This is a genomic window from Ereboglobus sp. PH5-5 (genome assembly GCF_029504805.1).
GTDB lineage: Bacteria > Verrucomicrobiota > Verrucomicrobiia > Opitutales > Opitutaceae > Ereboglobus.
On sequence record NZ_JAQFIT010000006.1, the window covers coordinates 14356 to 38636 of the forward strand.

At 61.4% G+C, this 24281-nt stretch carries 14 protein-coding genes and 3 tRNA genes; 4 read left to right on the top strand and 13 right to left on the bottom strand.

The genetic code is table 11. From position 1 onward, the window contains the following. Positions 1-56: 56 nt before the first annotated feature. Both M2103_RS04925 and M2103_RS04930 read right to left on the bottom strand, forming a co-directional pair. Positions 57-1604: an RtcB family protein gene (locus M2103_RS04925; RefSeq protein ID WP_277509123.1), complete on the bottom strand. Its 1548-nt coding sequence runs from the start codon at positions 1602-1604 to the stop codon at positions 57-59. 114 nt (positions 1605-1718) lie between these two features. Then, positions 1719-2369, bottom strand: a complete 651-nt coding sequence (locus M2103_RS04930) for an HNH endonuclease (RefSeq protein WP_277509125.1) — start codon at positions 2367-2369, stop codon at positions 1719-1721. 214 nt (positions 2370-2583) lie between these two features. Between M2103_RS04930 and M2103_RS04935 the strand changes: the two genes are divergently transcribed. Beyond that, complete coding sequence (locus tag M2103_RS04935; RefSeq protein WP_277509127.1) at positions 2584-2886, top strand: hypothetical protein; 303 nt, start codon at positions 2584-2586, stop codon at positions 2884-2886. A gap of 327 nt (positions 2887-3213) precedes the next feature. Here M2103_RS04935 and M2103_RS04940 read toward each other — a convergent pair whose 3' ends face one another. The 4 genes from M2103_RS04940 to M2103_RS04955 form a co-directional block, all read right to left on the bottom strand. Further along, the gene (locus tag M2103_RS04940) at positions 3214-4680 is read right to left on the bottom strand and encodes a TROVE domain-containing protein (protein WP_277509128.1); all 1467 of its coding nucleotides are present in this window, start codon (positions 4678-4680) and stop codon (positions 3214-3216) included. Between the two features lie 710 nt (positions 4681-5390). Next, positions 5391-5466, bottom strand: a tRNA-Arg gene (locus tag M2103_RS04945). A 545-nt stretch (positions 5467-6011) separates the two neighbouring features. Further along, a tRNA-Lys gene (locus M2103_RS04950) sits at positions 6012-6089 on the bottom strand. A 3-nt stretch (positions 6090-6092) separates the two neighbouring features. Beyond that, positions 6093-6169: transfer RNA gene (locus tag M2103_RS04955), tRNA-Glu, on the bottom strand. 711 nt (positions 6170-6880) lie between these two features. Here M2103_RS04955 and M2103_RS04960 point away from each other — a divergent pair. Beyond that, a complete protein-coding gene (locus M2103_RS04960; RefSeq protein ID WP_277509129.1) occupies positions 6881-7810 on the top strand; it encodes a LysR family transcriptional regulator in 930 nt (309 codons plus the stop codon). A gap of 178 nt (positions 7811-7988) precedes the next feature. On the opposite strand, the gene M2103_RS04965 is transcribed toward M2103_RS04960, so the two are convergent. From M2103_RS04965 to M2103_RS04985, 5 genes are all read right to left on the bottom strand, one after another. Continuing rightward, positions 7989-11810, bottom strand: coding sequence for an autotransporter-associated beta strand repeat-containing protein (locus tag M2103_RS04965; RefSeq protein ID WP_277509130.1), 3822 nt, complete (start codon positions 11808-11810; stop codon positions 7989-7991). A gap of 382 nt (positions 11811-12192) precedes the next feature. Continuing rightward, positions 12193-13605: an MATE family efflux transporter gene (locus M2103_RS04970; protein WP_277509131.1), complete on the bottom strand. Its 1413-nt coding sequence runs from the start codon at positions 13603-13605 to the stop codon at positions 12193-12195. Between the two features lie 93 nt (positions 13606-13698). Next, the gene (locus tag M2103_RS04975) at positions 13699-14595 is read right to left on the bottom strand and encodes a hypothetical protein (protein ID WP_277509132.1); all 897 of its coding nucleotides are present in this window, start codon (positions 14593-14595) and stop codon (positions 13699-13701) included. Between the two features lie 116 nt (positions 14596-14711). Next, on the bottom strand, positions 14712-15392 hold the full coding sequence (locus tag M2103_RS04980) for a DUF6794 domain-containing protein (RefSeq protein ID WP_277509133.1): 681 nt from the start codon (positions 15390-15392) through the stop codon (positions 14712-14714). A gap of 26 nt (positions 15393-15418) precedes the next feature. Further along, positions 15419-15856, bottom strand: a complete 438-nt coding sequence (locus M2103_RS04985; protein WP_277509134.1) for a hypothetical protein — start codon at positions 15854-15856, stop codon at positions 15419-15421. 419 nt (positions 15857-16275) lie between these two features. Here M2103_RS04985 and M2103_RS04990 point away from each other — a divergent pair, with 419 nt between their 5' ends. Continuing rightward, positions 16276-18378, top strand: coding sequence for a helicase C-terminal domain-containing protein (locus tag M2103_RS04990; RefSeq protein WP_277509135.1), 2103 nt, complete (start codon positions 16276-16278; stop codon positions 18376-18378). Positions 18379-18543: 165 nt separating this feature from the next. After that, positions 18544-19257 (top strand): PP2C family serine/threonine-protein phosphatase, encoded by a 714-nt coding sequence (locus M2103_RS04995; protein WP_277509136.1) that lies wholly within the window; start codon positions 18544-18546, stop codon positions 19255-19257. Between the two features lie 215 nt (positions 19258-19472). Here the strand turns inward: M2103_RS04995 and M2103_RS05000 are convergent, their stop codons facing one another. Beyond that, complete coding sequence (locus M2103_RS05000) at positions 19473-20363, bottom strand: hypothetical protein (protein WP_277509137.1); 891 nt, start codon at positions 20361-20363, stop codon at positions 19473-19475. 144 nt (positions 20364-20507) lie between these two features. Then, positions 20508-24164 carry an MFS transporter gene (locus M2103_RS05005; RefSeq protein WP_277509139.1) on the bottom strand — a complete coding sequence of 1219 codons (3657 nt, stop codon included), beginning with the start codon at positions 24162-24164 and terminating at the stop codon, positions 20508-20510. Positions 24165-24281 lie beyond the last annotated feature (117 nt).

Genomic DNA, 24281 nt, shown 5'->3' on the forward strand with positions numbered 1-24281 from the left:
ATAGAAAGCGGACTTCCACATCAACGCGCGGCGCACGCGGAAGTCCGCGATATATTTTAACCAGCTTCATTAACAGCCTCCGCGTCGCCCTCGCGGCGCTGGGCTTTGTGGGCCTCGCGTTTTTCTCGGCGGGCGCGCATCCAGTGCGGCTCGGGCGCTTCGCCGGCCATGATGCAGCCGCGGGGCTGGATTTCGCCGACGACGGTCGCGAGGCCGAAGCGCTCGATTTGCGCCTTCACTTTTGTCGCGTCCTTGTAGCCGAGCGGGGACTCGGAGAGGTCGGGCGCGCCGTTGTGCCAGCGGATGTCGAGGCCCGCGGTCGTCTCGGCGAGCGTTTGTTGCACGCGCGCGGGATCGAGTTCGCCGTCGGCGTCGCGGTAGCCGCGGAGCATGGCGGAGCGCGAGAGGTTGCGGCCCGCGCCGTGCGGACAGAACGAGAGGTAGTCGTCGTTGTCCGCGCCGAGCACGAGGAGGATTTCGCGCGCCATGTTGAGCGGAATCAAACCGAGGAGCGGACGGCCTTGCGCGTCGCGCCAGGCGGGCGTCGCTCCCTTGCCGTGCATGAAAATGTCACCGCGCTTCCAGACGAAGTTGTGCTCGTTGCCGATCTGCGCGAGCGCGCGCTGGCCGAGGCGGCGCAGGAGCGCGGCGTGGATTTGCGCGTGGTTCTCGCGCGTCCAGCGGGCGATGTATTGCAACGCGTCCCAGTAGTCGCGGCCCTCGGGCGAGTCGGCGGCGAGCCACGCGGCGGAGTCGGGCACGTCCTTCGCGTTTTCATCGCACCACTTGCGCGCGGCGACATGGCCGCGCTTGAAGAGGTCGGCGCCGAGGCCGCGCGAGCCGTGATGCGTGACGAGGACGTTGAACTCGCCGTCGCGGCGCGCGATCCACCCGGCCAGCTCGGTGTATCCCGCGGATTCGAGCGCGGCGCGCTGTGTATCGGAAAACTGGATACGCCCGACATAGGCGAAGTGGTTGCCGTCGCCCTGCGTGCCCATGAAATCCTGCGCGCGCGAGCGGAGGTTTTTCAGGAAGCGGTTTTCCCAGACCGGCTCGTCGAGCACGGGCGAGGTCCATTGCTCGCCGCGGCGGCGTCCGCCCGCGCCGAAATGCGTGAGCTTGAAAAGGTGGTCCATGATTTCCTGCGTCGGATGGTTCGCCGGGAAAAACGTGGCGAACATGGAGCAGCAAATGTCGGACGAGTGCGCGCCGGGAATGATCGCGTTTTCGACGGCGATTGCGCCGCCGACGGGAATGCACGCGCGTTGCGGGCCGGACGGGCACGCGTCGGGCATGATGACGCCGCGCTGCACGACGGGCATGGTGAGCAATTCGCGCATGCGCTGGCGGGCGAGTTCGACGTTGGCGATTTCCTCCGGCGTCTCCGCCTCGATTGCCTCGGCAAGCGGCGCGGGCTCGTGGCGCGGAAGCGCGACGATGAGCTGTTTCGGAAACTCGGCCTCGAGTTGCGCGAGCATGTGCGCGCGCGGGAGTCCGGACGCCTCGAGTTCGCGGGCGCGGCGGAGCGCGGGGCCGAGGCGTTTGCCCTCGTGCCAGCCGGCGGCGATGAGATCGCGTGCTTTGATTTCCATGTTGGTATTCATAATGTGTGTGTTTTTTTGAAAATTGGAATAGCCGCAAAGAGGCGCAAAAAGGCGCAAAGATGGGAGGGATGTATTTTTTGTGCTTCTTGTGCCTTTTTGCGGCTATTGTTTTTGTTACGCGGATGCGGTGATGAAGTGGCGCCAGTCCGGGTGACGGGCCTCGCGGACAAGCGCGGAGGCGGGCAGCGGGCGCGGTGTTTGCGGGCGACGCAGGAGGCGCAGGCCCGCCTCGTGCGGGAGGCGGTCGGCCTTGAGCGAATTGATTTCGCGCTTGGCCCAGACAAGGTTTTCGAACGTGTCGCGACCGCCGCGCGAGCGGGGCACGATGTGGTCGAGGTTGCCGTTGCCGCGTCCGACGTATTCGCCGGTGTATTGGCAGACGCCGCCGTCGCGCTCGTAGATCGCCTCGCGCGTGAGGCGCGGCATGCGCACGGGCATTTTCGCGTAGTTGGTCGCTATCATGACCGTGGGCACGCGGACGGCCTGGCGCGGCGTGTTGACGGTGAGGTCGAAGTCGCGGACCGGCAGCGCGAGCCAGTCGTCCCACGCGAGCGGGTTCAGGTAGAGCGGCTGGGAAAAATCCCAAGTGCCGTCGGCGTGTTGCTCGTAGGCGATGTCGATGCCGAGCGCGGGCGGAAGCGCGGAGGCGGCGGAGGGATCTCCGCCGTTGAGCGCGACGAGCGCCTGCCTGACCGTGCGGTGGCCGATAACCTGCCAGGAGCGGTTGAGCGAGAGAACGAGCGGTTTGTCGAGGAGCGGTGTCATGGTGTTTGCGCGCGGTGCGCGTTAATGGTGAATGAAGAATGTATAATGTGTCGTGAGCGGTGGTGTGTGTGGCGGTGTGTGTTCTTTTTGTGGGGGCGCGCCTGGCGCGCGCCCTCGTTTGCGAGAGATTGTTTGCGTGCGTTTGCACAAAGCGGGCGAACCCGAGGGCGCACGCAAGGTGCGCCCCTACGAAACGTGGTCCCTTCACGAGGACTTGCACCTCGATTTCGGCCTTCGCACGGCCGTGTCCTGGCTTTTGGACGATGAAGGGTTGTTGGATGAAAAAATGGTTGAAGCGGCTTGCGGGGTGAGCGGCGGAAAAAATAGTGTCGCGCGCATGGCAAGGAAACCGGCACGCGAGCCGTCTCGCGAACTGCGGCACAGGATGTGCACCCGCAAACGTCGCTACAAATCACAGGGCGACGCGCTTGATGCCGCGTTGCTGGCGGGTGTCGAGCGGCGGCGCGTGGCGTATCGCTGCGCGGTTTGCGGCATGTGGCATTTGGCGTCGCGGTGATTATGTGGCGCGGACTGCCAAGTCTGCCTTTTGGTGGAAATGTCCAATCACCAGAAAGCAGACTTGGCAGTCCGCGCTACGAAAAACGAATAAATGAAAAGAAAACGGGTGCTTCGCCCGTGGGTTGGAAAAGTTTGCGCGGCGCGGCACGGGTGAATCGTCCGTGCGCTCCAACTCTCATGGCAAAAAGTTGCTGCCATGCCGCGCAAACCTCGCGGGGCAAATCGCTCCGCGGTGAAATGTCGCTGTTGCTGTTTTTCATTTTTCCAAACCCACGGGCGGAAGCCCGTGTGTCACGCGCTCATGCAACGCGTGAATTGTTGTCCGTCAGCCAAGCTCGACCGCCTCGACTTCGCGCACGAGGGCGCGCGGGTCGCGGTCGAGTTTTTGCATGATCTCGAACACGCGGTCGCTCCAGCCCGCCAGGCAATAGACGCGCTCCTGCGGGAACTGGAGCGTGCCGTGGCCGTTCAGGTCGAAGCTGAAGATGCGCGGCGCGGCGTTGTGCGCGCGCTCGTAGTCGGCGAGCGCCGCGAGGGGCGCGCCGCCGCCGATCCAGCCTTGCATGTCGGAGAGCACGATCACGCGGTCGTAGGCGCGGTTGGCGCACTGGAAGATCGCGTTGAAGTTCGTGCCGCCGGCGGCGAAGGGGATGCTTTTCGCGGCGGTGAGCGTGGTATCGCGGCGGTTGAGCGCGTGATACTGCGCGTCGTTGCTGAAGAGCATCAGGTCGGCGCCGCTCGCCTTGACCAACACGGCCGCGAAGAGCGCGCCGATGGTCTGCGGGCGTCCGGCCATCGAGCCCGAGCAGTCGAGCGCGACGAGGGTCGCGCCCTCGAAGCGCGGGACGTTGGCGAGCGAGTGATCGACGGCTTGGTTGAGCGCGTCCATCACGCGGCCGGTGCCGGCGAGGTTGCCTTTCCTGAGCGCGTCGATCGCGTTCAGGAACTGGAACGGATACACGAGCGAGCGGCGCACGGCGGCTGCGTCCGCGAGTTGCTCGCAGAGTTCGCCGACGGTGTCGGGCGCGTGCTCGAGGATGTTGCGCGCGTTGCGGAGAAGCGCGAGGTAGCCGAGTTTGCGCTCGCGAACGAGCGCGGCCCAGGCTTCCGCTTTCGCGGCGGCGAGGGCTTCGGCGTTGTCGGGACTCTCCGCGGCCGCGGCGGCGCCGGCCTGCGTGAGGCGCGTCTCCCAAGTTGCCGCGGGAGCGAGCCGTCCGCGCACGAGCGCGTTGATCGCGGGCGTGGCGGGCGGACGCACGAGGTTGACGGCGTCGACGAGCTTGAACGCGGCGTGGTCGCGGCGGTATTTCGCGAGCTGATACTCTTCGAAACGGGCGAGCGCGGCACCGAGTCCCTTTTTGAGGGAGTTGGGCAGCGGACGTCCGTGGGCGGCGAGATAGTAGCCGAGGATTTCGATCGCGTCGTCGGGACGGCGCACGATTTTGTCGTGGAAGTTTTTGCTCCACGAGGCGCCTTTCACGAGCTTGGCGATCTCGCCGGCCAGGAGATGGCTGACGGAGCGCATGCCGTGTTGATGGCGCGCGTAGAGCGCGGCTTTCGCGACAAAGAGCGGATCGGTCGCGGCGAGCGTCGCGATGAGTTCGCGGATGCGCGCCACGGCCTGGTGCTCGGTGCGATAAAACTCGTCCTGAAGGAACGAAGTGATGATCGTCGAAACGAGTTCGAGTTTGGCGGTCTGCGCGTAGGCGGCGCCGCCGGCATGGTTGACGGTGTCCGGCGCGCGGATGAAAGTTTTGCGCGCGGCGGACAGGATTTTGCTGAATTTGGCCATAATGTTCGGCCTCCTTTCCTGGTTGTTTGGTTTGCCCGGTGCGCCGGGTTGCGTGTGGTAATGTCACATTGCAGGAGAACGGCGTTCGCGGAGATGCCTCGCGGCGTCCGAATGCCCTACCACTGGGCCAAGCGCTTTCGCGCTGGCGGATTTGAACCGCCGACTTTTCGGTTAAGAAGTAACCGCAAACTTACTGCCTGCAAAAAATTGAAAAACAAGAAATGAGGGAGAATGGGATGCGCGGAATTTGCCGATTAAAACGGCGACGCATGGGCGCTTTTCCGAAGCAACTGCGCGTTCACCACCCTCAAAGGAAAAGTGGAAAACGGTGCCGCCAAGATCGAGGGAGGATTCACGAGCGCGGTTGGATTTCGTGACGGGAAGTAACCGCGCCCTCACTGCCCTCGAAAGTGGATGCAACACCGTGCGGGGATTGCCCGCACAAAAGGATTTCGGGAGAATAATCGGCGAAGAGGCGCTCCCTGACGGAGTGCGCTGACATGTTGCATAGCAGGGCTTGGTTTAGGAGCCCTGCCGCGTCACACACCGCTCGGTTTCGATTTTAGCACTACGCGCAAAAGCCGGCGCATTACACGCCGCCTCATCAATCCCTCGGCCCGGGAACATCTGGCCTCGCGTTGAAGTATCTTCACCTTCACTGCCCGAAAAAAGGATTCCGGAAGAACGGCGGCTGGAGTGGTGAACTCTTGCGAGTCCGGCGGGGATTGAACCCGCAACACATCAATTAGGATTTGATTGCTCTACCATTGAGCTACGAAGTAACTCCAAACCTCACTGTCCGGAAAATTGAAAAACTATAATGATAAATCTAAAGAGCCTTGGGCAAGTTTCGGGCAATTGGAAAAACGGAGATAAACCCCAACGGAGTTTTATACATCAGCCAGGGTTGCCGGCGCAGGAGCCCACCCCGGGCATCAAAGTTTTTAATACACAACCCCGCAAGGGTTGCGCAAAGCATCGTGAAATTTCGATTGTGCGACCCTTGCAGGGTCGTGCTTATTGTTTCTATATTAACCCAGGGTAGCTTTCGCGTTGCTACAGCAACCCCGGGCTAAGTTATAAAACCCCGTTGGGGTTGTATTCGATTGGCATCGTAGCTGAATAATATTGGTTCAATGTAATATTGTTTATATGCGGGTAGGGCGAAGCCTCCGGCTGAGCCGGGAATGTTACGGCATGCGAATCGTTTCGGCTCAGCCGGAGGCTTCGCCCTGCCTGAGAAAAATTAGACTGCGGCTCAGGTCGCTCGGCGGCGGAAGACTTCTCCGCTCTTGCCGCCCTCAATGACCGCAGGTGAAAGATTAAAAAATTGGTGGAGTCGGCGGGATTCGCACCCGCACCTTGCGGGTTAAAAGCCCGCTGTGCTATCCGTTAAACACCACAGCTCCGGTTGGCCGCCCCGACGGGAATCGCACCCGCATCACCGGATTGAAAGACCGGCATCCTTTGCTTGTTAGACGACAAGGCGTGATCTGAAAAATGATCCGTGCGCGGCTGGCCCGGCCATTTGACGTCACCATATCGGACGCACCGCGCACGGTTCATTTATTATTTTCACAAAAAAGAACACACACCCGCGTCCCTCTCGCGCGCATTGTTTAGATGCTCGCGGTTTGGACGACCGCGGGATTTTTGCGCGGGCGTTGGCTGATTGACCTGGGCTCAGCTGTGAAGCCTCCTGTGGAATATGAAAATTGACAAACGGGCACGGGGTTCCCGGCGGGTTCCGGGAGCATCGCATGGCTTTCGTTTTGCCGCCCACTTTGGCGCGAAACAAAAAACCCGCTTCCGGATTTGGAAGCGGGCTCGCTGTTGGAATCACTACGTGTGTTCCGGGTGCGTCTAGGCACCGCTTCCTTGTGTGTTTATATTATGGACGAAATTCATTGTTTCGGACTTGGGACCCTGTTCGCCGCGCAAGCTCCTGAAATCTCGCCTGCCAGTCTCCCCGCATATGCCGATGCACGACCGATACTGTCCCGCAAGGCGGGTGGCGAGTTGGCTGTTGAGTCGTGTGTGTTTCATGGCGGATGGCGTCGGATGACGCGGTTTTGAAATGTGGTTGGTTTTGAAAAATTGAGGTCGGGCAGACTTGGCAGTCCGCGCTACGATGACGGATAATACACGAAGAATATTTTCCTTCCACAAGAGTTGCCGCATAATATATGACTGGATAATCATGTTTGAAAAATTGTTCGCAGAACGGGGTCTTTCGCTCGACCGGTTGCGCGTGCTTGTCGAGGTGCACGACGCGGGGAGCATCGCGCAGGCCGCCCCCGGCGACTTGATTCGCCAGAGCCAATACAGCCGCCAGTTGCGCGAGATATCCGAGTTCTTCGGCTGCGAAGTCGCGAGGCGGCGGGGCAAGCTGCTCAAGCTCAGCGCGCGGGGCGCGCGACTCGCGGAACTGGCGCGGGCGCAGTTGCGCGCGTTGGAGGATTTTCGTTCGGAGTGCCGCGAGGAAAGCATCGATTACACAATCGCGGCGGGCGACAGCCTCATCCACTGGTTTGTGATTCCGAAGCTCGGCGCGCTGGTGTCGGAGTTTGGCGACAAGGCGCGATTCGTGACGGTGAACCTGCGCACAAACGAAATCGTGCAGCAGCTTTGCGACGGCCGCGTGGATTTCGGAGTGATCCGCAAGGATGCGCTGACCGACGGCCTGAAGTCCGCGTCACTCGGCACGCTCGCCTACGCGGGCGTGGTGCCGGCGGCGTTGTTCGGCGGCCCCGCGCGCGCGGCGAAACAGAAGATCGGCCTGGTCGACGTGCTCGGCGGCGCGCTGCCCCTCGCGGCGCAAATGGCGGACGGACAATTCACGCAGCGCCTGCGCGAAGTCGCCGCCAAAGTGGGCGTGGAAATGAAGCCGGCGCTGGTATGCCAGAGTTTCCCGCAAACGCTCGCGGCGGTGCGCTCGGGCGGGTTCGCGGCGGTGCTGCCGGCGATCGCGTTGCGCGACATGGAGCGCGGCAGTTTTGTCGAGGCGAACGCGCCGGAATTGGGAAAACTAAAACGCGACCTCGTGCTCGCCTGGAACCCGCGCACCGAGCAAGTGCGCCCGAACGCGCGCAAGCTGGCGGAGCGGTTGCGCGCGGCGCTGAAACTCTAGGGAAATGTCAAATGTGGGCGCGACCTGTTTTGACATCCGAGCGGAGCCGGCTCCGCTCGAAGCGCAGTCCGTCGCGTCGCACTTTCGCGGACACGTTTTATCGAGGACACTCTGCCTGCGAAAAGGGCGCCCGGCAAACTGGCCGGGCGCCCTTTTTATTTCGTTTGTTAATATATAATCAGAACGGGGGCAGGATTGCATAGTCCGCGTCGGCCCTCATGCGCTTGACCTTAATGTGGTCGTCGGGACCGATGACAATGGATGCTTTCTGGCCCAGCAGGGTTCTCCAAACTCCCTTGCTATCAAGATAGTGGATGTAGCTCGGCGTGGTCTTGGAGTTTAGCGCGTAAACTTCGTCCGCGAGCAACGAAATCGGCGCGCCCGTCCAGCCGTTTTCCCTCGTCATCGCGAGCTCGTCCGAGCTCATCGCGCAGGGGAAGCCGGTCGAGAACAGTTGCAGGCCCCTGGCGAGCGGCAGGTGAAACGGGTTCGTGCGGACGGAGCCCGTCTGCACAAGGCTGAGACCGCGCGCGCGCGCGACAATTTTGACCGCCGTGCCGGGGGCGATGATCGTGCCGGCCTTGTTGGCGACAGTTCTTCCAGGATTCTTTTGCAGGGTCCAAACCGCGCCCGTGCTATCGGGATAATAACAAACCCAGCCCACCTGCGGGCCATGATAGATTTCCACATGGCTGTAACCAAAGGCTGACTGGGGCTGGTCGCCGCCGGGGCCGCCATGATGGCAATGTCCGTGGCAGAGCCGTTTGTGGAGCAGGGTGCGGATGTTGTATTTGCCGCGGTGTTTGTATGTTTTCTTGCAAACACATTTGCGAGCGGGCGCCGCAATGCCGGCGCCGTCCTTTTTGCCGGCTTCCAGGAGCTGTCCGAGCTTGGCGAGCGTCATGTGCTCGCGGAGGATGCAGCGGGCGCCGGCAATATCCGCGGGGAGCGCGTTTTTTACGCTGCTGCACGAGGCCGCGGTGAGGTCGAGCTTCGCGAGTTTGCCCGAGACATCCGCGATATCATAACGGTCGCCGGCACGCGGCCCGGTGACGACCTCGAGGTAGTAACTGGCGCCGCGCTCGAGCGCGGGAAGCGTTTCGTTGAAGGTAATCGTTTTGCTGGAACCGGCGGAAACGATGCCGGCCCAGACATCGTCGAGCAGCGGGAACGCGACCGTGGCGGTTCTGCCGTATGAAAAACCGCGATACATCGCGCCGACGGGGTCGGAGAGCATCGAGATGGGAATGGAGCGCGTGACCGTGCCCCTGAGCGAGGATGGCGCGGTGGCCTCGATGCGGAAGAACTGGCTGGCGCGTTGCGTGAGGGGCGAGGCGGAGCGGATGATGACGTAGTCGCTCAGCGCGTCGCGAGCGGTGACGGAGACCTCGACGGGATTAAGATCGGCAGCCTGCTTGAGATTGCTGTAAATGCGCACGGCCGACCGGACATCGCCAAGGGCGCGGCGGCGCACGTAGCCAACCGCGGGATATTTGCTTTGGCCAACGATGACCGTGGTCGCGACGATGCCATGGCAATCAACCTTGGTCGGATCGAGCATGAGGATGAACTCGAGAAGATTCGGAATGCCGTCGCCATCGGGATCGGCCGTGGGCGCGCGATCGGCGACGGGGAGATTGAAACCGTTTATCCAAGCCGTGTAGGGGTTGGTCGACGGTTCCGGCTCGACATCGGAGGCGGTGGTGAGCTTGAGCGTGTTGCCATCGACAATGATCCGGCCCGTGATTCCATCACCGAGCGCGAGGGTGGCGAAATCGGCGTTTGCGAGCGAGGTGCTACCGAAGGTGGCGATGACGTGGGTTTCGTTTTGTGTCCACGCGCCGCTTTTCACAGGGACGACATTGAGCCGGCTGGCGCCGGCGCGCTCGACAGCGCCGGTCACGTTGAGGCGGTCTCCGCGGTCAATGTCGATTTTGAGCGTGCCGCCGGACTGCCATTCGAGGCTGGCGATGGTTTGGGCGCCGCTGGGGGCGAGAACGCCGTCGCCAAGAACAACCCTGCCCGCGCTTCCCGCGCCGGCGAGAGCGAGCGTGGTCGCGCCGGTGATTTCGGTTGTCGCGGCATGCGCAAGGGGGCCGGCAATCGAAACCTCGCCGCCGCCGGCGACCTGGAGATTGCCGTCGCCGGAAAGCCCCCGCCCGATGGCGAGCGTGTGGCCGGCGGTGTTGATGCTGGCGGCGATGCTGCCCGCGGGCACGGAGGAATCGGTGAGCGCGGCGACGGAAAGCGCGCGGCCCGGCGCGTCAACATCGCCCGTGAGGACAAGCGTGGGCGCGATGAGATCGCCCGCAAAGGAAAGCGCGCCGCCAGCCGCGCCAAGGGCGGCGTCGGAGGCGATGACGAGCTCGCCCTCCTCGATCGTGGTGCTGCCGGTGTAGGTGTTGACGCCGGAGAGCAGAAGCGTGCCGTCGCCGGTCTTGGTGATTGAGCCGTCGCCCGTAATGCCGCCCGCGAAAGCGGTGGTGCCGTTGGAAATGGTGACGTTGGTGCCGCCGTAATAGGTGTCGATGTTTTCGGTGATGCCGTTGACGAGCGTGGCCGTGGCGCCGTTGTTGAGTTCGAGCGTGGCGGACGCGGAGTCGGCGGTGAGGTTCCAGAGGGTGTTGTCGGCATTAATCGCGAGCGTGGAGTTCGCCGCAAGCGTCACGAGCGCGCTATACGAAATGGCATCGGCCGTATTGAGAACAATTTTGCCCGCAATCAGGGAGGTGGCGCCGTAATAGGCGTTGGCCGCGCCCAGCGTGAGCGTGGCGCCGCCGATTTTTTGAAGGCCGCCGAGCACGCCTCCGTATCCGTAGGAATCGCCATACGAGATGGTGCCGCTGATGAGCATGTCGCGGTTGTCAAGCCCGCCGAGCACGAGGGTGGAATCGCCGAGATAGACGTTGCCGCTGCCGGCAAGGTGTCCGATCGCGAAGGTGTCGCCCACGCCGCCGATCGTTTGGATGCAGAGGTATCCAGGACTGGACGGGGTGGCATTGTTGCTGATGCTCACCGAGGCCGCGGAAACAGGCATGTCGAAATAATAAAACTCGATCGCTCCGCCGTCGTTTCTGATGGTGGCCGAACCGGGCTGGGCATTGTCCCAAAATTGAAGGCTCCCGTTGGGATTAATGTTAATGGCGGAGCTTCCGGCGGAACTATTCTCCCAAAAGCTCAGCGTGCACAAGGATGACGAACCGTCGGAGCCGAGATTGATCGTTCCGTTGAAACGCGACTCGCCAAAAAAGAAGACGCTGCCATCGGAGGCGTTCACCAAACCATTCAATTGCGCCGCGTCCGAACCATAGTCGCCGACTTGCAGATAGGCCTCGGCGTCCAGGGTGATTCCGCCCGAATTGACCAATGTGCCCGTGATATAAAGCGCGGAATTGTTAACCGTGGTCGCGCCGGTGTGGTTTTGCAGTCCGCCAAGGGTGATATCGGACGCCCCCCCGTAGGACTCGATGGACAGCGGTCCCGCACCGGCGAAGGCCTGCTCAATGACGATGCGGCCGGCCAGCGCGCCGCCGTTTGCGCCAAGTGACACCAGACGCGCCGGGTCAAGCGTGATCTGGTTGCTCGAGTAAAGCATGCCTCCATCAAGCGTGATTGAGCCGCCCGCGGCGCCAAGCGCGGCGTCGGCGCGCGAATACCCCTCGTCAAATGAAATAACGCCCCCGCTGACCGTCAGTCCGCCGGTGAACGTGTTTTCCGCGGCCAGCCAGAGATCGCCCGCCCCGGTTTTGAGCACGCCGCCCGCGCCGCTGATGACGCCGCCCTGCGCCGCATAACCGTTGTTCACGCGCAGCTCCTCGACATTGCCCGCGACGCCGGTCGAGACCGGATCCGAGCGATACTCATCATCATCATATTGTATCGCAGCCGTGAGCGGTGAAAAGAATCCCGCGGCAAACACGGCGGCGGCCGTGGCGAGGGATTTAATTGAACAATTACCAAGGCAACAGAGGGTGGTGGTGCGACTATGTTTAGTGTTCATTGTTTTGAGGACTGATTATGGGTTATTTTTATGCTTTATTTACGTTAATCCCATCGGGACAGAGTGAATTCTGCGAACTGCCTGTGGGTCTGGGGTTTTATTGGGGAGCAAAACCAATTGGGGAAATCTGCAAACAAGTCAAGCAATCAGCTGATTGATAGATTGTTACGAACTTGCAATAAATGGCGTTAATTACATAATAATTTCAGATGGGCACACTATTTCAAAAATGCACCCGAAAGGAACAATGGAGGGAGCGGGAAACGCTCACGATTGATTCACTCATCTGAAAACCGCCCTCGTTTCCCATAAAAACCTCATCATTCTAAAAAAACAAGGCTACCAAGGGCTTGGCCCGGCTGATTTACACCAATTGCACGGATTAAGCCCGGACATCGTCGCGGACGGAACCGTCAAAACCGCGCCCGTGCCCCGTTCGCGTCAGCCGCGCGAATCTCAGCGAAAGCGTCACCGCGGCAACCGCCAGCGCCAGCGCCAGTGCAATCCAAACTCCCACCGGCCCGCCGTCGCCGCGCACCCCGTAAAAATACCCCAGCGGCAACGCGACCACCCAATAGGCGACAAATGTGACCACCGTCGGCACCTTCACATCGGTCAGCCCGCGCAGCATGCCCGCGCCCACGACTTGCACGCCGTCGAAAATCTGGAACACCGCCGCCACCAGCAAAAGCTGCGCCGCCAGCGCGGTCACCGCCGCGTCCTGTTTGAACCAACCCGCGATCGTCCACCGTCCCAGCGAAATCACCAGGGCCGTGAACGCCATCCAGAGCACGCACATCGCCATCGCGCCAAACCCCACCGTGCGCACACGCTCGCGCTCGCCCGCGCCCGCGCACTGCCCCACCCGGATCGACGCCGCCGTCGCCAGCCCCAGCACAAACATGAACGTGAACGCCGCGCAATTCATCGCGATCTGGTGCGCCGCGATCGGATCGACGCTGTTGAACCAGCCCATCATCACCGCCGCCGCCGCAAAGGCGACACTCTCAAACAGCAACTGCCCCGAAGTCGGCACGCCGATGCGCAGCATCGCCATGACCCGCGAGCCCTTCGTCGCAAAAAACCAGCGCGCCGGCCACGCCTCGCGCGCGGCATCATCCGCGTCGCCCGCCGCCGCCGCGCGCCTCAACCACCAGAACAATGCGGACGCCGCCGCCACGCGCGAAATCAACGTCGCCCAACCCGCGCCCACAAGCCCCAGCCTCGGCGCGCCCAAGTTGCCGTAAATCAGCACCCAGTTCAGCGCCACGTTCAAAAACACGCATGCGATCAAAATAAACATCGGCTCCCAGGGCCGCCCCATCGCCTCGGAATACTGGCGCAACACCTGAAAAATCATCACTGGCGCGAGCGACACCGCCACGATGCGGAAATACGCCCCCGCCGCCGCCACGACCGCCGCGGGCTGGTCGAACAAATGCAACCGGTAACTCAACACAAACAACCCCGCCATCTCGATCGCGCAAAACACAACCGCCATCAACAGCCCGTGCCGCAGCAGCTCGCCGCACTCGCGCGCATTGTTCTCGCCGTGCGCGCGCGCCACCAGCACCGGCACCGACGCCAGCAGCCCGATCGCCGCGATGTAGAACATGTTGAAAATATTGCCCGCAAACGCCGAGGCCGCGAACGACACCTTGTCCCCGATGAGACTGATCATGTAGCTGTCCGTGATCCCCATCGCGATCTGCCCCACCTGCCCGGCAATGATCGGCACCGCGAGCAGCAACGTGCCGCGTGCCTCCGAAAGATACGACTGTGCCCTGGATGCCATGCTTGGGACCGGCGAACCATGCAACCGCGCGCGCGCAACGCAATTATTAACTGGAATGCGGATCGCCGCGATGCCGCCCCCCGGCGCGCAACCTCAATCCTTCGGATTGCACAAATCCTCATACGCCTGCGCATACGAGGCAATGGTCAGGGGCACCAGCAGATACACACCGACTAGGAACAACAGCAACCCAAGGCATGAAATCAACCCCGCCAAAACCATCAGCAGCAAAAACCGCCAGAACTGCGCGCCAATAACACGCCTGCTCACCTTCATCGCATCCCTCCAGTCGAGATTTTTGTCGATGATCAGCGGAAACACAAAGTTGAGCACCACCGAAATGTAAAGCACCACGGCCATGCCCGCCAATCCGCCGACCACCGCCATCACCAAACCCACCGGGGATTGCAGAACCGCCCCGATCACAACAAAAACATAAATCGGCAGCATGCACGCGAGCACGATCCCAAAAATCGCCAGATTGCCCACGATCAGCGGCGCGGTCATGCGCGAAAAACCCACAAACACATCGGAAAGCCGTCTTTGCTGCCCGCGCATTTTTCCCAAGTAATAATAATAAATTCCCGCCATGCCCAACCCCGTGGCGATCAACGCGCCAAACGGCACCGCGTTCATCAGCAGCAACGTCAGCAGCGTCACGCCAAGAATGGGTCCGAAATCCGATTTATAAAACGCCCACCCGCGCGAAATGCAGCCGATGACGTCGAGCGGCTTTGCGCGCGCGATCAAATCCGCCGCATACGCCTCGGCGTCGATTGTGACCGGGGTTTTTCTGGCCGACTCGGGCAGCGGTGGCGGCGCCTCATTCTCCGCGAATTCCGGAAAGGCCGCCAGCGTTTGCCACTCGGGCGAATCCGCCCTCCGCGCCTTCGTCTGCAAAACCGCGCGCCCCTCGTTCAGCCACGCCTTAACCGTGGCCGCGTCCACCGGCCCATACTCAACACCATCGCTGCCAAGGATAATAAACATGCGTGTAAATTTGAAAATTTGTTAAAATGGCGCAACTTGTTTTTTCAATATTTACCATTAGCCAACCGCTTCCGCCTCAAATTTGAAATCGAACGGAAATATTGGCAACGATTTGACTAGCCATCCTTGTCACTGCGTTTGTTCGTGTTTGTTTCTGAATCCACCGGCGCAGCCGAATCCGTTTTCTTGTCCTTCTGCAAATCTTCCCAAAATGCCAAAAGAAGCTTCCCACTTGCATGATCGGGATGTCCTCCGCCTAAATCTTTAAGCAATGCTGATTTTCTCCCCCCTAAAAACCCGAACGCATTGCGAATCCACATGCCCCACCCAAAATGTAAACGGATTAGATCATCTTTCTTCATTGATCTAATCTGTTCGATTTCATCGGAACTCATGATCTTTCGCAGTGTGCTTATGGCTTCAGTTTCGGTTTTCGGTATGGGGAGAGCCTTGTCAAATCGACAATCCCATTCGGCGGATGGACGAAAAACATACTCCTTTCCCGCCAGTTTATTTTGAAAAACCAATTCCCCTTCTTTTTTCGACAACTTTACAACAATACCGCTGTTTGTTTTGAATTTAATATATTTTTTATTGATGCGAGCCTTGTATATGTCGGATCTTCGAATTCCGTCAAAAAGTGTCTGACTCTCAATTTTTCCATTGGGCAAAAGCAGCACCCTCCAAGGATAATCATACTTGTCTTCCGGGACATGCGTCCACGACTTGACTGGAGCCTCGGCTTCCGCATGGCAGGCAATAAACAAAAACAAACACAACCATTTCAATAGTTTCATATTATTTAAACGGGTTTGGCTTAATTCTACCTCAAATTATAAACTTCCATCACCGACCGTCGCGAAAGCACGACGATGGTGAAGACGCCGAGCAGTGTTCCTATCGGCATGTTCAGGCAATTAAGCCCGGACACCACCAGGGAAAACACGCGGTTCCGTCGCGCCTTGATACAGCCCGCCGAAAGCAAATTGAGCACCATCGACACCACCACAAGCGCCGCGCCAATTACATAAAACCATTTGAAGATATCAAAAAAGCCCTCCGGCGGCGCGCTCCCGCCCTGCGCGTTTGTCCACATTTCAGGATTCGAAAAAAACATCCGCATAAACGCGTAATGCATGCCGATGAAGCCGAGCCAAAGGAGGCCCAGCCCGGCGTTCACATAGTGGCAGATCACCAAAGCCCGCAAATGGCCGTCATCTGTTTTACTTTGCTCGGGGAACAAGGGCGGGGGCGTGTTCATGCAAAACATATTTCCCGCCTCGCCTTCCCGGAGCAAGCCTTCCATGCGGCAAACATTTCTCGCGCATTTCCCCGCTGCATCCCGTCGCGCCCGTGGAAAAAATAGGTTGCGGCACTCCGCATAACCATGCGCACGCTTTGCCTTCACCAGCCACGCCAATGAGCGACTCCTCCAACTCTCCGCCAGCACATTGGAACCCGCTTGTTGTTCATTATGAAGTCACAATTTTGTCATTCTTAACGATACACTGCTCGAAATACTGTGCACGCGGGCATTGCCTCCCCATGCGCCGTGGAAAGAGCGCCCTCCAAACCCAGCTCGCCTGAAAACACAAAGGTGTGCCGGCGGCTAACCGAGGAAAACAAAGGCTCGCGCCGCGCGCATCCGCGCACTCACTGTTTTCACTTCACTCCGCCAACATGATCGGACTTTCCAACCCGCACTCGCCGGAGGACATGCCTCCGCCGCCAGAGCCGCCGCCTTCGCACGCGCCGCGGCTGGCCGCGCGCATCTTCGCCGAGGGCGGCTGGCTCCAGTCCGGGCACGACCTCGAGCACCGTCCGCAGCAGGAAACCATGGCGCGCGCCGTCGCCGCGGCCATGCGGGACGACGAACCGCTCCTCTTCGAGGCCGGCACCGGCGTCGGCAAATCGCTCGCCTACCTCCTGCCCGGCATCATCCACGCCGTCGACCAGTCGCGCCAGCTCGTCGTCTCCACGCACACCATCGCGCTTCAGGAACAGCTTGAGAAAAAGGACATCCCTCACTGCCGCGGCATCTTTTCCTCGCGCCCGGAGCTCAAAAAATACGCCGATTTCAAAAGCGCCGTCCTCGTCGGCAAATCCAACTACCTGTGCACCACGCGACTCGCCGCCGCGCTCAAGGACAAGCACGAGCTCTTCTCCACGCCCGAGCACGACGAACTCCGGCGCATCGCCGAATGGGCCGACACCTCACGCGACGGACTCCGCCACGAACTCAACCCGCCGCCCTCGCCCGACGTCTGGGAAATGGTCAACGCCGACTCGTCCGCCTGCGCGCGCAAATATTGCGATTGCGAAAAATGCTTCTACCAGCGCGCCCGCGCCCGCATCGCCAAGGCCAATCTCATCATCGTCAACCACGCGCTCCTCTTCGCCCTCATCAACGCCGGCGGCGCGCGCGAAAAGGGCGGCGCGACGCGCGGCATCCTTTTTCCCGACGACTTTGTCGTGCTCGACGAGGCGCACACCGTGCCCGGCGTCGCCACCGACCACTTCGGCATGCGCCTCTCCAGCTACGGCGTGGACCGCATGCTCAAATACCTCTACAACCCGAAAAACAAACGCGGCCTCCTCGTCAAACTCCGCGCCCCGCTCGAAACCCTCCAGCTCGTCAGCGACGCCATCGAGGCCGCGCACCAGTTTTTCTCGCACATCGCCGAGCGCGTCCTCGCCCAGCGCGCCATCGTCCGCGTGCGCGAGCCAGGCATCGCCGAGCCTTGGCTCAACCCGCCCCTCCAGGCGCTCATCAAGGCCGTGCGCACTTACGCCGACAAATTCGACGACAACGGCGAGGCCGGTCGCGCCCGCGAGGAGCTTTTGGAGCAATACCGCAAGCTCAACACCTGCCTCTCCACGCTGCGCGACTTCCTGAAACTCTCCGACGACGAATCCGTTTACTGGGTCGAGCGCACGGGCCGCCGCCACACCATCGTCACCCTCCGCAACGCCCCCATCGACATCGCCCCCGCGCTCCGCGAAACGCTCCTCGAGCGCAACACCTCCGTGCTCTTCACCAGCGCCACGCTCGCCATGGGCGGCGCCATCGAGCCCTTCCAGCAACGCATCGGCGCGACCGGCGTGCGCTGGGCCGTCGAAAAATCGCCCTTCGACTTCGAGCGCCACATGCGCGTCTTCGCCGCGACCGACATCCCGCTTCCCTCGCCCAAGGACGCGCGCCTCGCGCTCGACGCGCTCATCGACTACCTGCGCCACTGCACGCTGCGCGTCCCCGGCGGCTCGCTCGTGCTCTTCACCAGCTACGCCGACATGCGCGCCGCCGCGCAGGCGCTCGCGCGCGATTTCACCGACCACGCGCGCCCCTTTCTCATGCAAGGCGACGGACGCTCGCGCACCGAGCTCGCTCGCCTCATGCGCGAGGCGGGCAACGCCATCCTCTTTGGCACCGACTCGTTCTGGACGGGCATCGACGTGCCCGGCCCCGCGCTCTCGCAAGTCGTCATCACGCGCCTGCCCTTCGAGGTGCCCACGCACCCCGTGCTCGAGGCGCGCGCCGAATGGATCCGCAACCGCGGCGGCAACCCCTTCAACGAACTCACGCTGCCCGACGCGCTAATAAAATTTCGCCAGGGAGTGGGCCGCCTCATCCGCACCGCCGCCGACCGCGGTGTCGTCACCCTGCTCGACTCGCGCCTCCACGCCAAAACCTACGGACGCCTCTTTCTCGAATGCCTGCCCCGGCGCCGCGTCACGCGCATGACGCGCGAAAACCGCGACGACGCATTTCTTCCGTTTGAGTGATTGTCACCCATTCGCATTCCCCGGCATAAACCGATCCGGGACGAATCTTGCGGAGTCGGGCGGAGCTCGAAAAACATGCGCCTTCATCCGCACAAACAACAAAAAGAAAAATCATCTTTTATTTGCCGCGGAATACCCTCACAGTTTTTTGCACATTACCTACATATGCAGATCCGTAGCGCAGCAGCCACTGACATTGGAAAAGTCCGCCGCGCAAACGAAGACCGCTTCGTTTGCGACGACGCGCTGCATCTCTACGGCGTGGCGGATGGCATTGGCGGATTGCCCGGCGGCGCGGAGGCCGCCCAGATAGCCGTCACCACCCTGCGCAAGGAAATCACCGCCATGCCCGACGGAGCCATCCCCGACCTCGTGCCCGCCACTCGCCGCATTAACCAGGCGGTTTGTTCGCTGGCCGCGAAAATCAGCCCGATCGGCATGGGCACCACGCTCACCTACGCGGTTTTGCGCGAAAACCAATTCTGCCTCGCGCACGTCGGCGATTCCCGCTGCTACCGGATACGCGACGGCAAGCTCACCCCGCTCACGATGGATCACACCGTCGAAAACGACGCGCGCCGCCGCGCCGCCGCCGGATACGCGGGTTACAACGAGGCGCAGCGAAAATCGCTCACCCGTTGCATAGGCCAGCAAGGATATCCGGAAGTCGACACGCTCCAGCTTCCCCTCCAGGCAAACGACCGCTATTTTTTCTGCAGCGACGGCATCGACAAGGCCATCAACGAACTTGAGCTCGCCGTCATGCTGACAAAGGACGACGCACCCGCCGACATCCTCGCCCGCCTCATCGACACCGCCAACGAACGCGGCGGCCGAGACAACGCCACCTGCGTGCTCGTGCAAGTGGACGCGCTTTGAGCGCCGGCTCCCGTCATTCCCGGCGCGCTCGGCGAGCGCGCCCCACCCGTGAAAGTCCAAAGTTCATTCGGACAGACCCCGGAGTTTTCCCGGTTTTAATTGTCTCATGAAAATGCCTTTGGGTAGGGCGAACCCTCCGGGTGAGCCGAGAATGTCGCGGCTTACCCGGAGGGTTCGCCCTACCTCAAAATGCGACAAAATATAGCGAGGATGCGCTATTTCGTCTTTGCCGGGGCGGCTTTGTCGCGGGCCATGTCGGCGGCAAATATCTCCACGGCGGCAACGGACATCAGCTTGTTGCTGTGACCGGCACCGGGGACGGTTTGCCTCTTCCAATTAAAGGGAGCGTCGCTTTTTTTCGCGGCGTTTTGGCAGAAGTCGAAAAAGTAGTTTCCTCGCGCGAAACGGTTGTCGCCCTGCTCGTAGGCCTGGGGGGCGCGCGGAAGGCTGGAATGGTTGGGATCGTTGTCCTTCTCGCCGAGCAGAACCACCATCGGCACAGCCAGGTATTGGCGAAGCGAATCCTTGGGAAGGTTCGTGTCCTTGATGCCGTAGGGCCACTCCTTCGTGAAATCAGGCATGGTGTAGAAACCGGCATTGGCGCTGACGGCGAGCTGCACGCGGGCCTCGGGCAGCAGCAGCAGCAGGCGATGGACAAATTGCGCGCCGGCACTGTGCCCATAGAGGTAGTATTTCCGGACATCGGTTTTTTCGCGGCGGGTTTTGAAATCATCAAAGATTCTTTCAATGATTGTGTAGCTCCACTTCGACTTCGGGCTGACCCGCTTGTCGGGCAGCATGTAGTTGCCGAGATTATAGGCCTCGCTGCCGGGGAAGTCCTTCTTGGAAAACTCGGGTGCCAGAAGCATGAAGTTTTTTGCCTGCGCGTGGCGTATCCACGAATCGCGATAACTTTTACCGTTGCGCCCCATCCCGTGCATGATGATCACGACCGGAGTCCGCGCGTTGAAATCCGCCGGCTTGTAATACCACACGGTGAGCGTCTTGCCGGTTTCGCGGTCCTCGTGCCGGTATTCGCCCGGCCCCGTTTCCAATGCAAAGGCGGTCGCGGCGTTGAAACAAATCACGACAGCAACCAGTGCCATAATCTGAAAGCGGAGCATGCGACTGCGGGGGGAAGTATGAGGTTTTTTCATGAACGGGGATGTTTTCAAGATGCGGCCAATTCGACGGTGACGTGACGAGCTTTTTCGATTTATTTTTTTTACACGGAAAGGCGGTTTGGCGGTTTATTGCGCGGCATTCGCCTCCGCCGGTTCGCGCAGTTCTTTTTCCAGCGTCAGGTAGTCCGGTTTGCCGGAGCCGAGCACGGGCACGGCGCGCTCGATCAGCACGCGCGGCACTTGCAGCTCGTCCAGCCCCTTTTCCTTCGCCTTGGCGAGAAGCTCGGAGCGTTGCGGGTTTTTCTGGTCCGTCACGAGCACGATCTCCTCGCCTTTTTGCGGATGGTTGCGCGAGATCGCCGCGTGCAGCGCCTCCGGCCAGGTCGCCGAGGCGAGCTCCTCGACCGCCGCGAGCGACACCATTTCGCCGGCGATTTTTGCAAAGCGTTTCGCGCGGCCGATGATCGTGACGTAACCTTCGTCGTCCACGTCCACGATGTCGCCCGTGTCATACCAGCCGCCGGGCGGCGGCACGAGCACGCCGGGATTTTCCACGAGCAGATAACCAAGCATCACGTTCGGGCCGCGCACCCAGAGGCGTCCGCCATGCTCGATGCCGGGCACGGGATCGAGCCGCCATTCCAGGCCGGGCAGGAACATGCCCACGGAGCCGGGGCGGTTATACATGGGCGTGTTCAGGCAAATGCCGGGCGACGCCTCGGTCGAGCCGTAGGCCTCGAATATGCGCGCGCCAAATTGCTCTGAGTAAAACTGCCGCACCTCGGTCTTCAGCTTTTCCGCGCCGCTCACGATGTAGCGCACGGAGAACAGGTCGTAGGGATGCGCGCGGCGCGCGTAGCCGGCAAGAAATGTGTTCGTGCCGAAAATGAGCGTCGCGTTTGTCTGGTAGATCATTTCCGGAATGATGCCGTAGTGCAGCGGCGTCGGATACATGAACGTGGGCGTTCCGTTCAGGATCGGCGCGACCACGCCGCCCGTCAGCCCGAACGCGTGAAAGATCGGCAGGGCGCTGAAAAAGCGGTCGGAACTCGTGATGTCCACGCCGGCGAGCAACTGCTGGTAATTCGAAATCAGGTTGCGATGCGAAAGCACGACGCCCTTCGGCGTGCCCGACGAGCCCGAGGTGAACAGGATGACGGCGGGCTTGTCCGCGAGCACGGATTCGTCGTAGCGCGCAAACCGCTCGATCGTCTTCACCAACCGCGAACGCGCGTTCGCGAGCATGTCGTAGAGCCGCTGGCGTCGCGCCGCCGCGCCGCTCAACGCGGGGGCGTTTGCAGTGTCGTTTGATGTGACGGGCGGCACCGGCATCGGCGGCGTGGTTCTGCCGGTCTGGTAAACATTTCCCGAATGATTGCGCGCAAACAATTCCTCCGCCGCGCGGCGCTCGCGGCTCGTGGCCACCCAGCGCGCGGCGCGCAGGTAAAACGGCAGTCGCAAGTAGTCGCCGAAATTGCGCTTCGCCGCGTCCTCGAGGTAGCGCACCTCGACGCCGCACTCGAGCATCGCGTCAACCAGGTGCTGCAGTTTTCCAACCTCAATGAATTTGCGCGCGGTCCACACCACGCGAATCCGCGCGCACTCGCACGCCGCCTTGATGCTCGCCGGTCCCGCCGAGTAGTTGAGCATCGCGCACACGCGCCCCATCGACTGCACGCCGAAAAACGCGCACACCGCCGCGGAGCTGGTCGCGATCAACAGGCCGATCGGATCGCCCGCCTTCGTGCCGACGCACATTTTCCGGCCGAGAAACAAACTCGCCGCGAGCAGCTTCCGGTAGCTGATCGGCCTGAAATTCGTGTCGTCGAGAATCGGCACCTTGTGCCCGTGGCGCAGCGCCGCCTCGATCACGCTGCGGAAGAGCGTGCGCCCGCAGTCCGCCGTCGCCACGTTGATCTGCACGAGGATGTCGTAGAGCTCGCGCGCCATGTGCGCGCGTCCGTCGCGTCCGTGAAGCCCCTCGGGCGGGTGAAATTTGCGCGGCGGCAAAATGCTGATGGTGATTTTCGGGAACCAGCGGCGGCGGAATTTTCCGCTCATGCGCGAGAAGATCGTGTGCACCGCGCCGTCGATCTGCACGGGGATCAAGTCCGCGTTGGCCTTGTCCGCGATCAATCCCGGCCCCTCGTAGACCTTCATGATTCCGCCCGTCACGGTGAGCCGCCCCTCGGGGAAAATCGCGATCGGCACGCCCGTGCGCGCGAGCGCCGTGAGCGCCTTGATCGCCATCGGCTTGGTCGGATCGACCGGGTAAACATTCACCAGTCGCAAAAACGGTTTCAGCCACCACTTCGCGGCCCAGTCCGGGCTGATCGCAAACGTCGGCCGCACCGGCAGGAACGCCGTCAGCAGCACCGAGTCGAGAAACGACGTGTGGTTGGCGATGATCACGCGCCGCTTGCCCGCCTCGTCGAAATGCTCCAGCCCGCGCACCTCGACCTTGAAGCACGCCTTGAGCAGCCAGCGCAAAAACGTGTGCAGCACCGCCTCCGGCACCAACGCGATGATGTAGATCGCGATCACGGCGTTGACGATTGCGAGCAACAGAATCAGCAGCGACGCGCTCGCGCCGAGCTTGAAAAGCACCCCGCACACAATCGCGACGACCGCCATGAAAAACGCGTTGATGACATTGTTCGCCGCGATGATCCGCGAGCGATACGCGGGCGGCGACCAGAGCTGCATGAGCGCGTAGAGCGGCACGCTGAAAATGCCGCCGCACACCGCCACGCCGAGCAAATCCACGCAAAGCCAAAGGCCCGTGAACGAGAAAAACGTGAACGTCTCCGTCTCATACCGGTCGCCGATGCCCGCGGTCAGCAGCGCCGCGTGCACCATGAAAACCGAGATCGCCAGCCCCGCCAGCGGCACGTAGGTCGCGGACGGTTTTCCGCCGAGCAGGCGGTTGCAAAACATCGACCCCGCGCCCACGCCCACGGCGAAGATAATCAGCATCGCCGTCACCGTGTGGTTGTCCGAGTGCAACTGCGTCTTCACAAACGGCAGCGTGAGGTTGATCCAGAACGCGCCGATGAGCCAGAACCACGAGATGCCCAGGATCGCCAAGAAAATACGCCGCCGCCGCGACGTGAAAACCAGCAGGTCGCGCGTGGACGTGAAAATGTTGCGGTCGATTTTCAGGCCGGGCGTCTCCGAGGGAGCCTGTGGAATGAAATGGCTCGCCCCCCAGCCGACCAGCGCGCACGCGACCAGCCCGGCGCTCACGATATACGCGCCGCCCTTCACCATGATCAGCACGCCGCCGAGCAGCGTCCCGCCGATGATGGCGACATACGTGGCCGCCTCAAAAATCGCGTTGCCACCCACCAGCTCGCTCTCCCGCAGATGATGCGGCAGCAAACTGTATTTGAGCGGCCCGAAAAAGGTCGATTGCACCGCCAGAAAAAAAATCGTCGCGAACAGCATCCACGCCACGCCCATGATCAGCGCCGCCGAGCCGAAGGCCACGATCACGATTTCGCACAGCTTGTTGATGCGCACCAACCGCGACTTCTCAAGCTTGTCCGACAACTGCCCCGCGAACGCCGAGAACAAAAAATACGGCAGCGCGAACAACACCGCGATGACCTGGGTGACCACGGCGACGTTCCAGCCGTGCGTCACCGCGAACTGAAACGTGGCGAGAATGGCAAAGGCGTTCTTGAAAAAATTGTCGTTAAACGCCCCGAAAAATTGCACGACAAAAAGCGGCAAAAAACGGCGGGTGCGAAGAAGGTTCAGGCTGCTCGAGGGCTGTGACATGCGAAAGTGTGTGATATGAAGTGCTGGCAAAGCGGAGAGTCACGCCCGAAAAACCAGCCGACGCAAGGCTGCGCAACGATTGGAAAAACACAAAGCGTGGATTAATGCGGCGGCAAA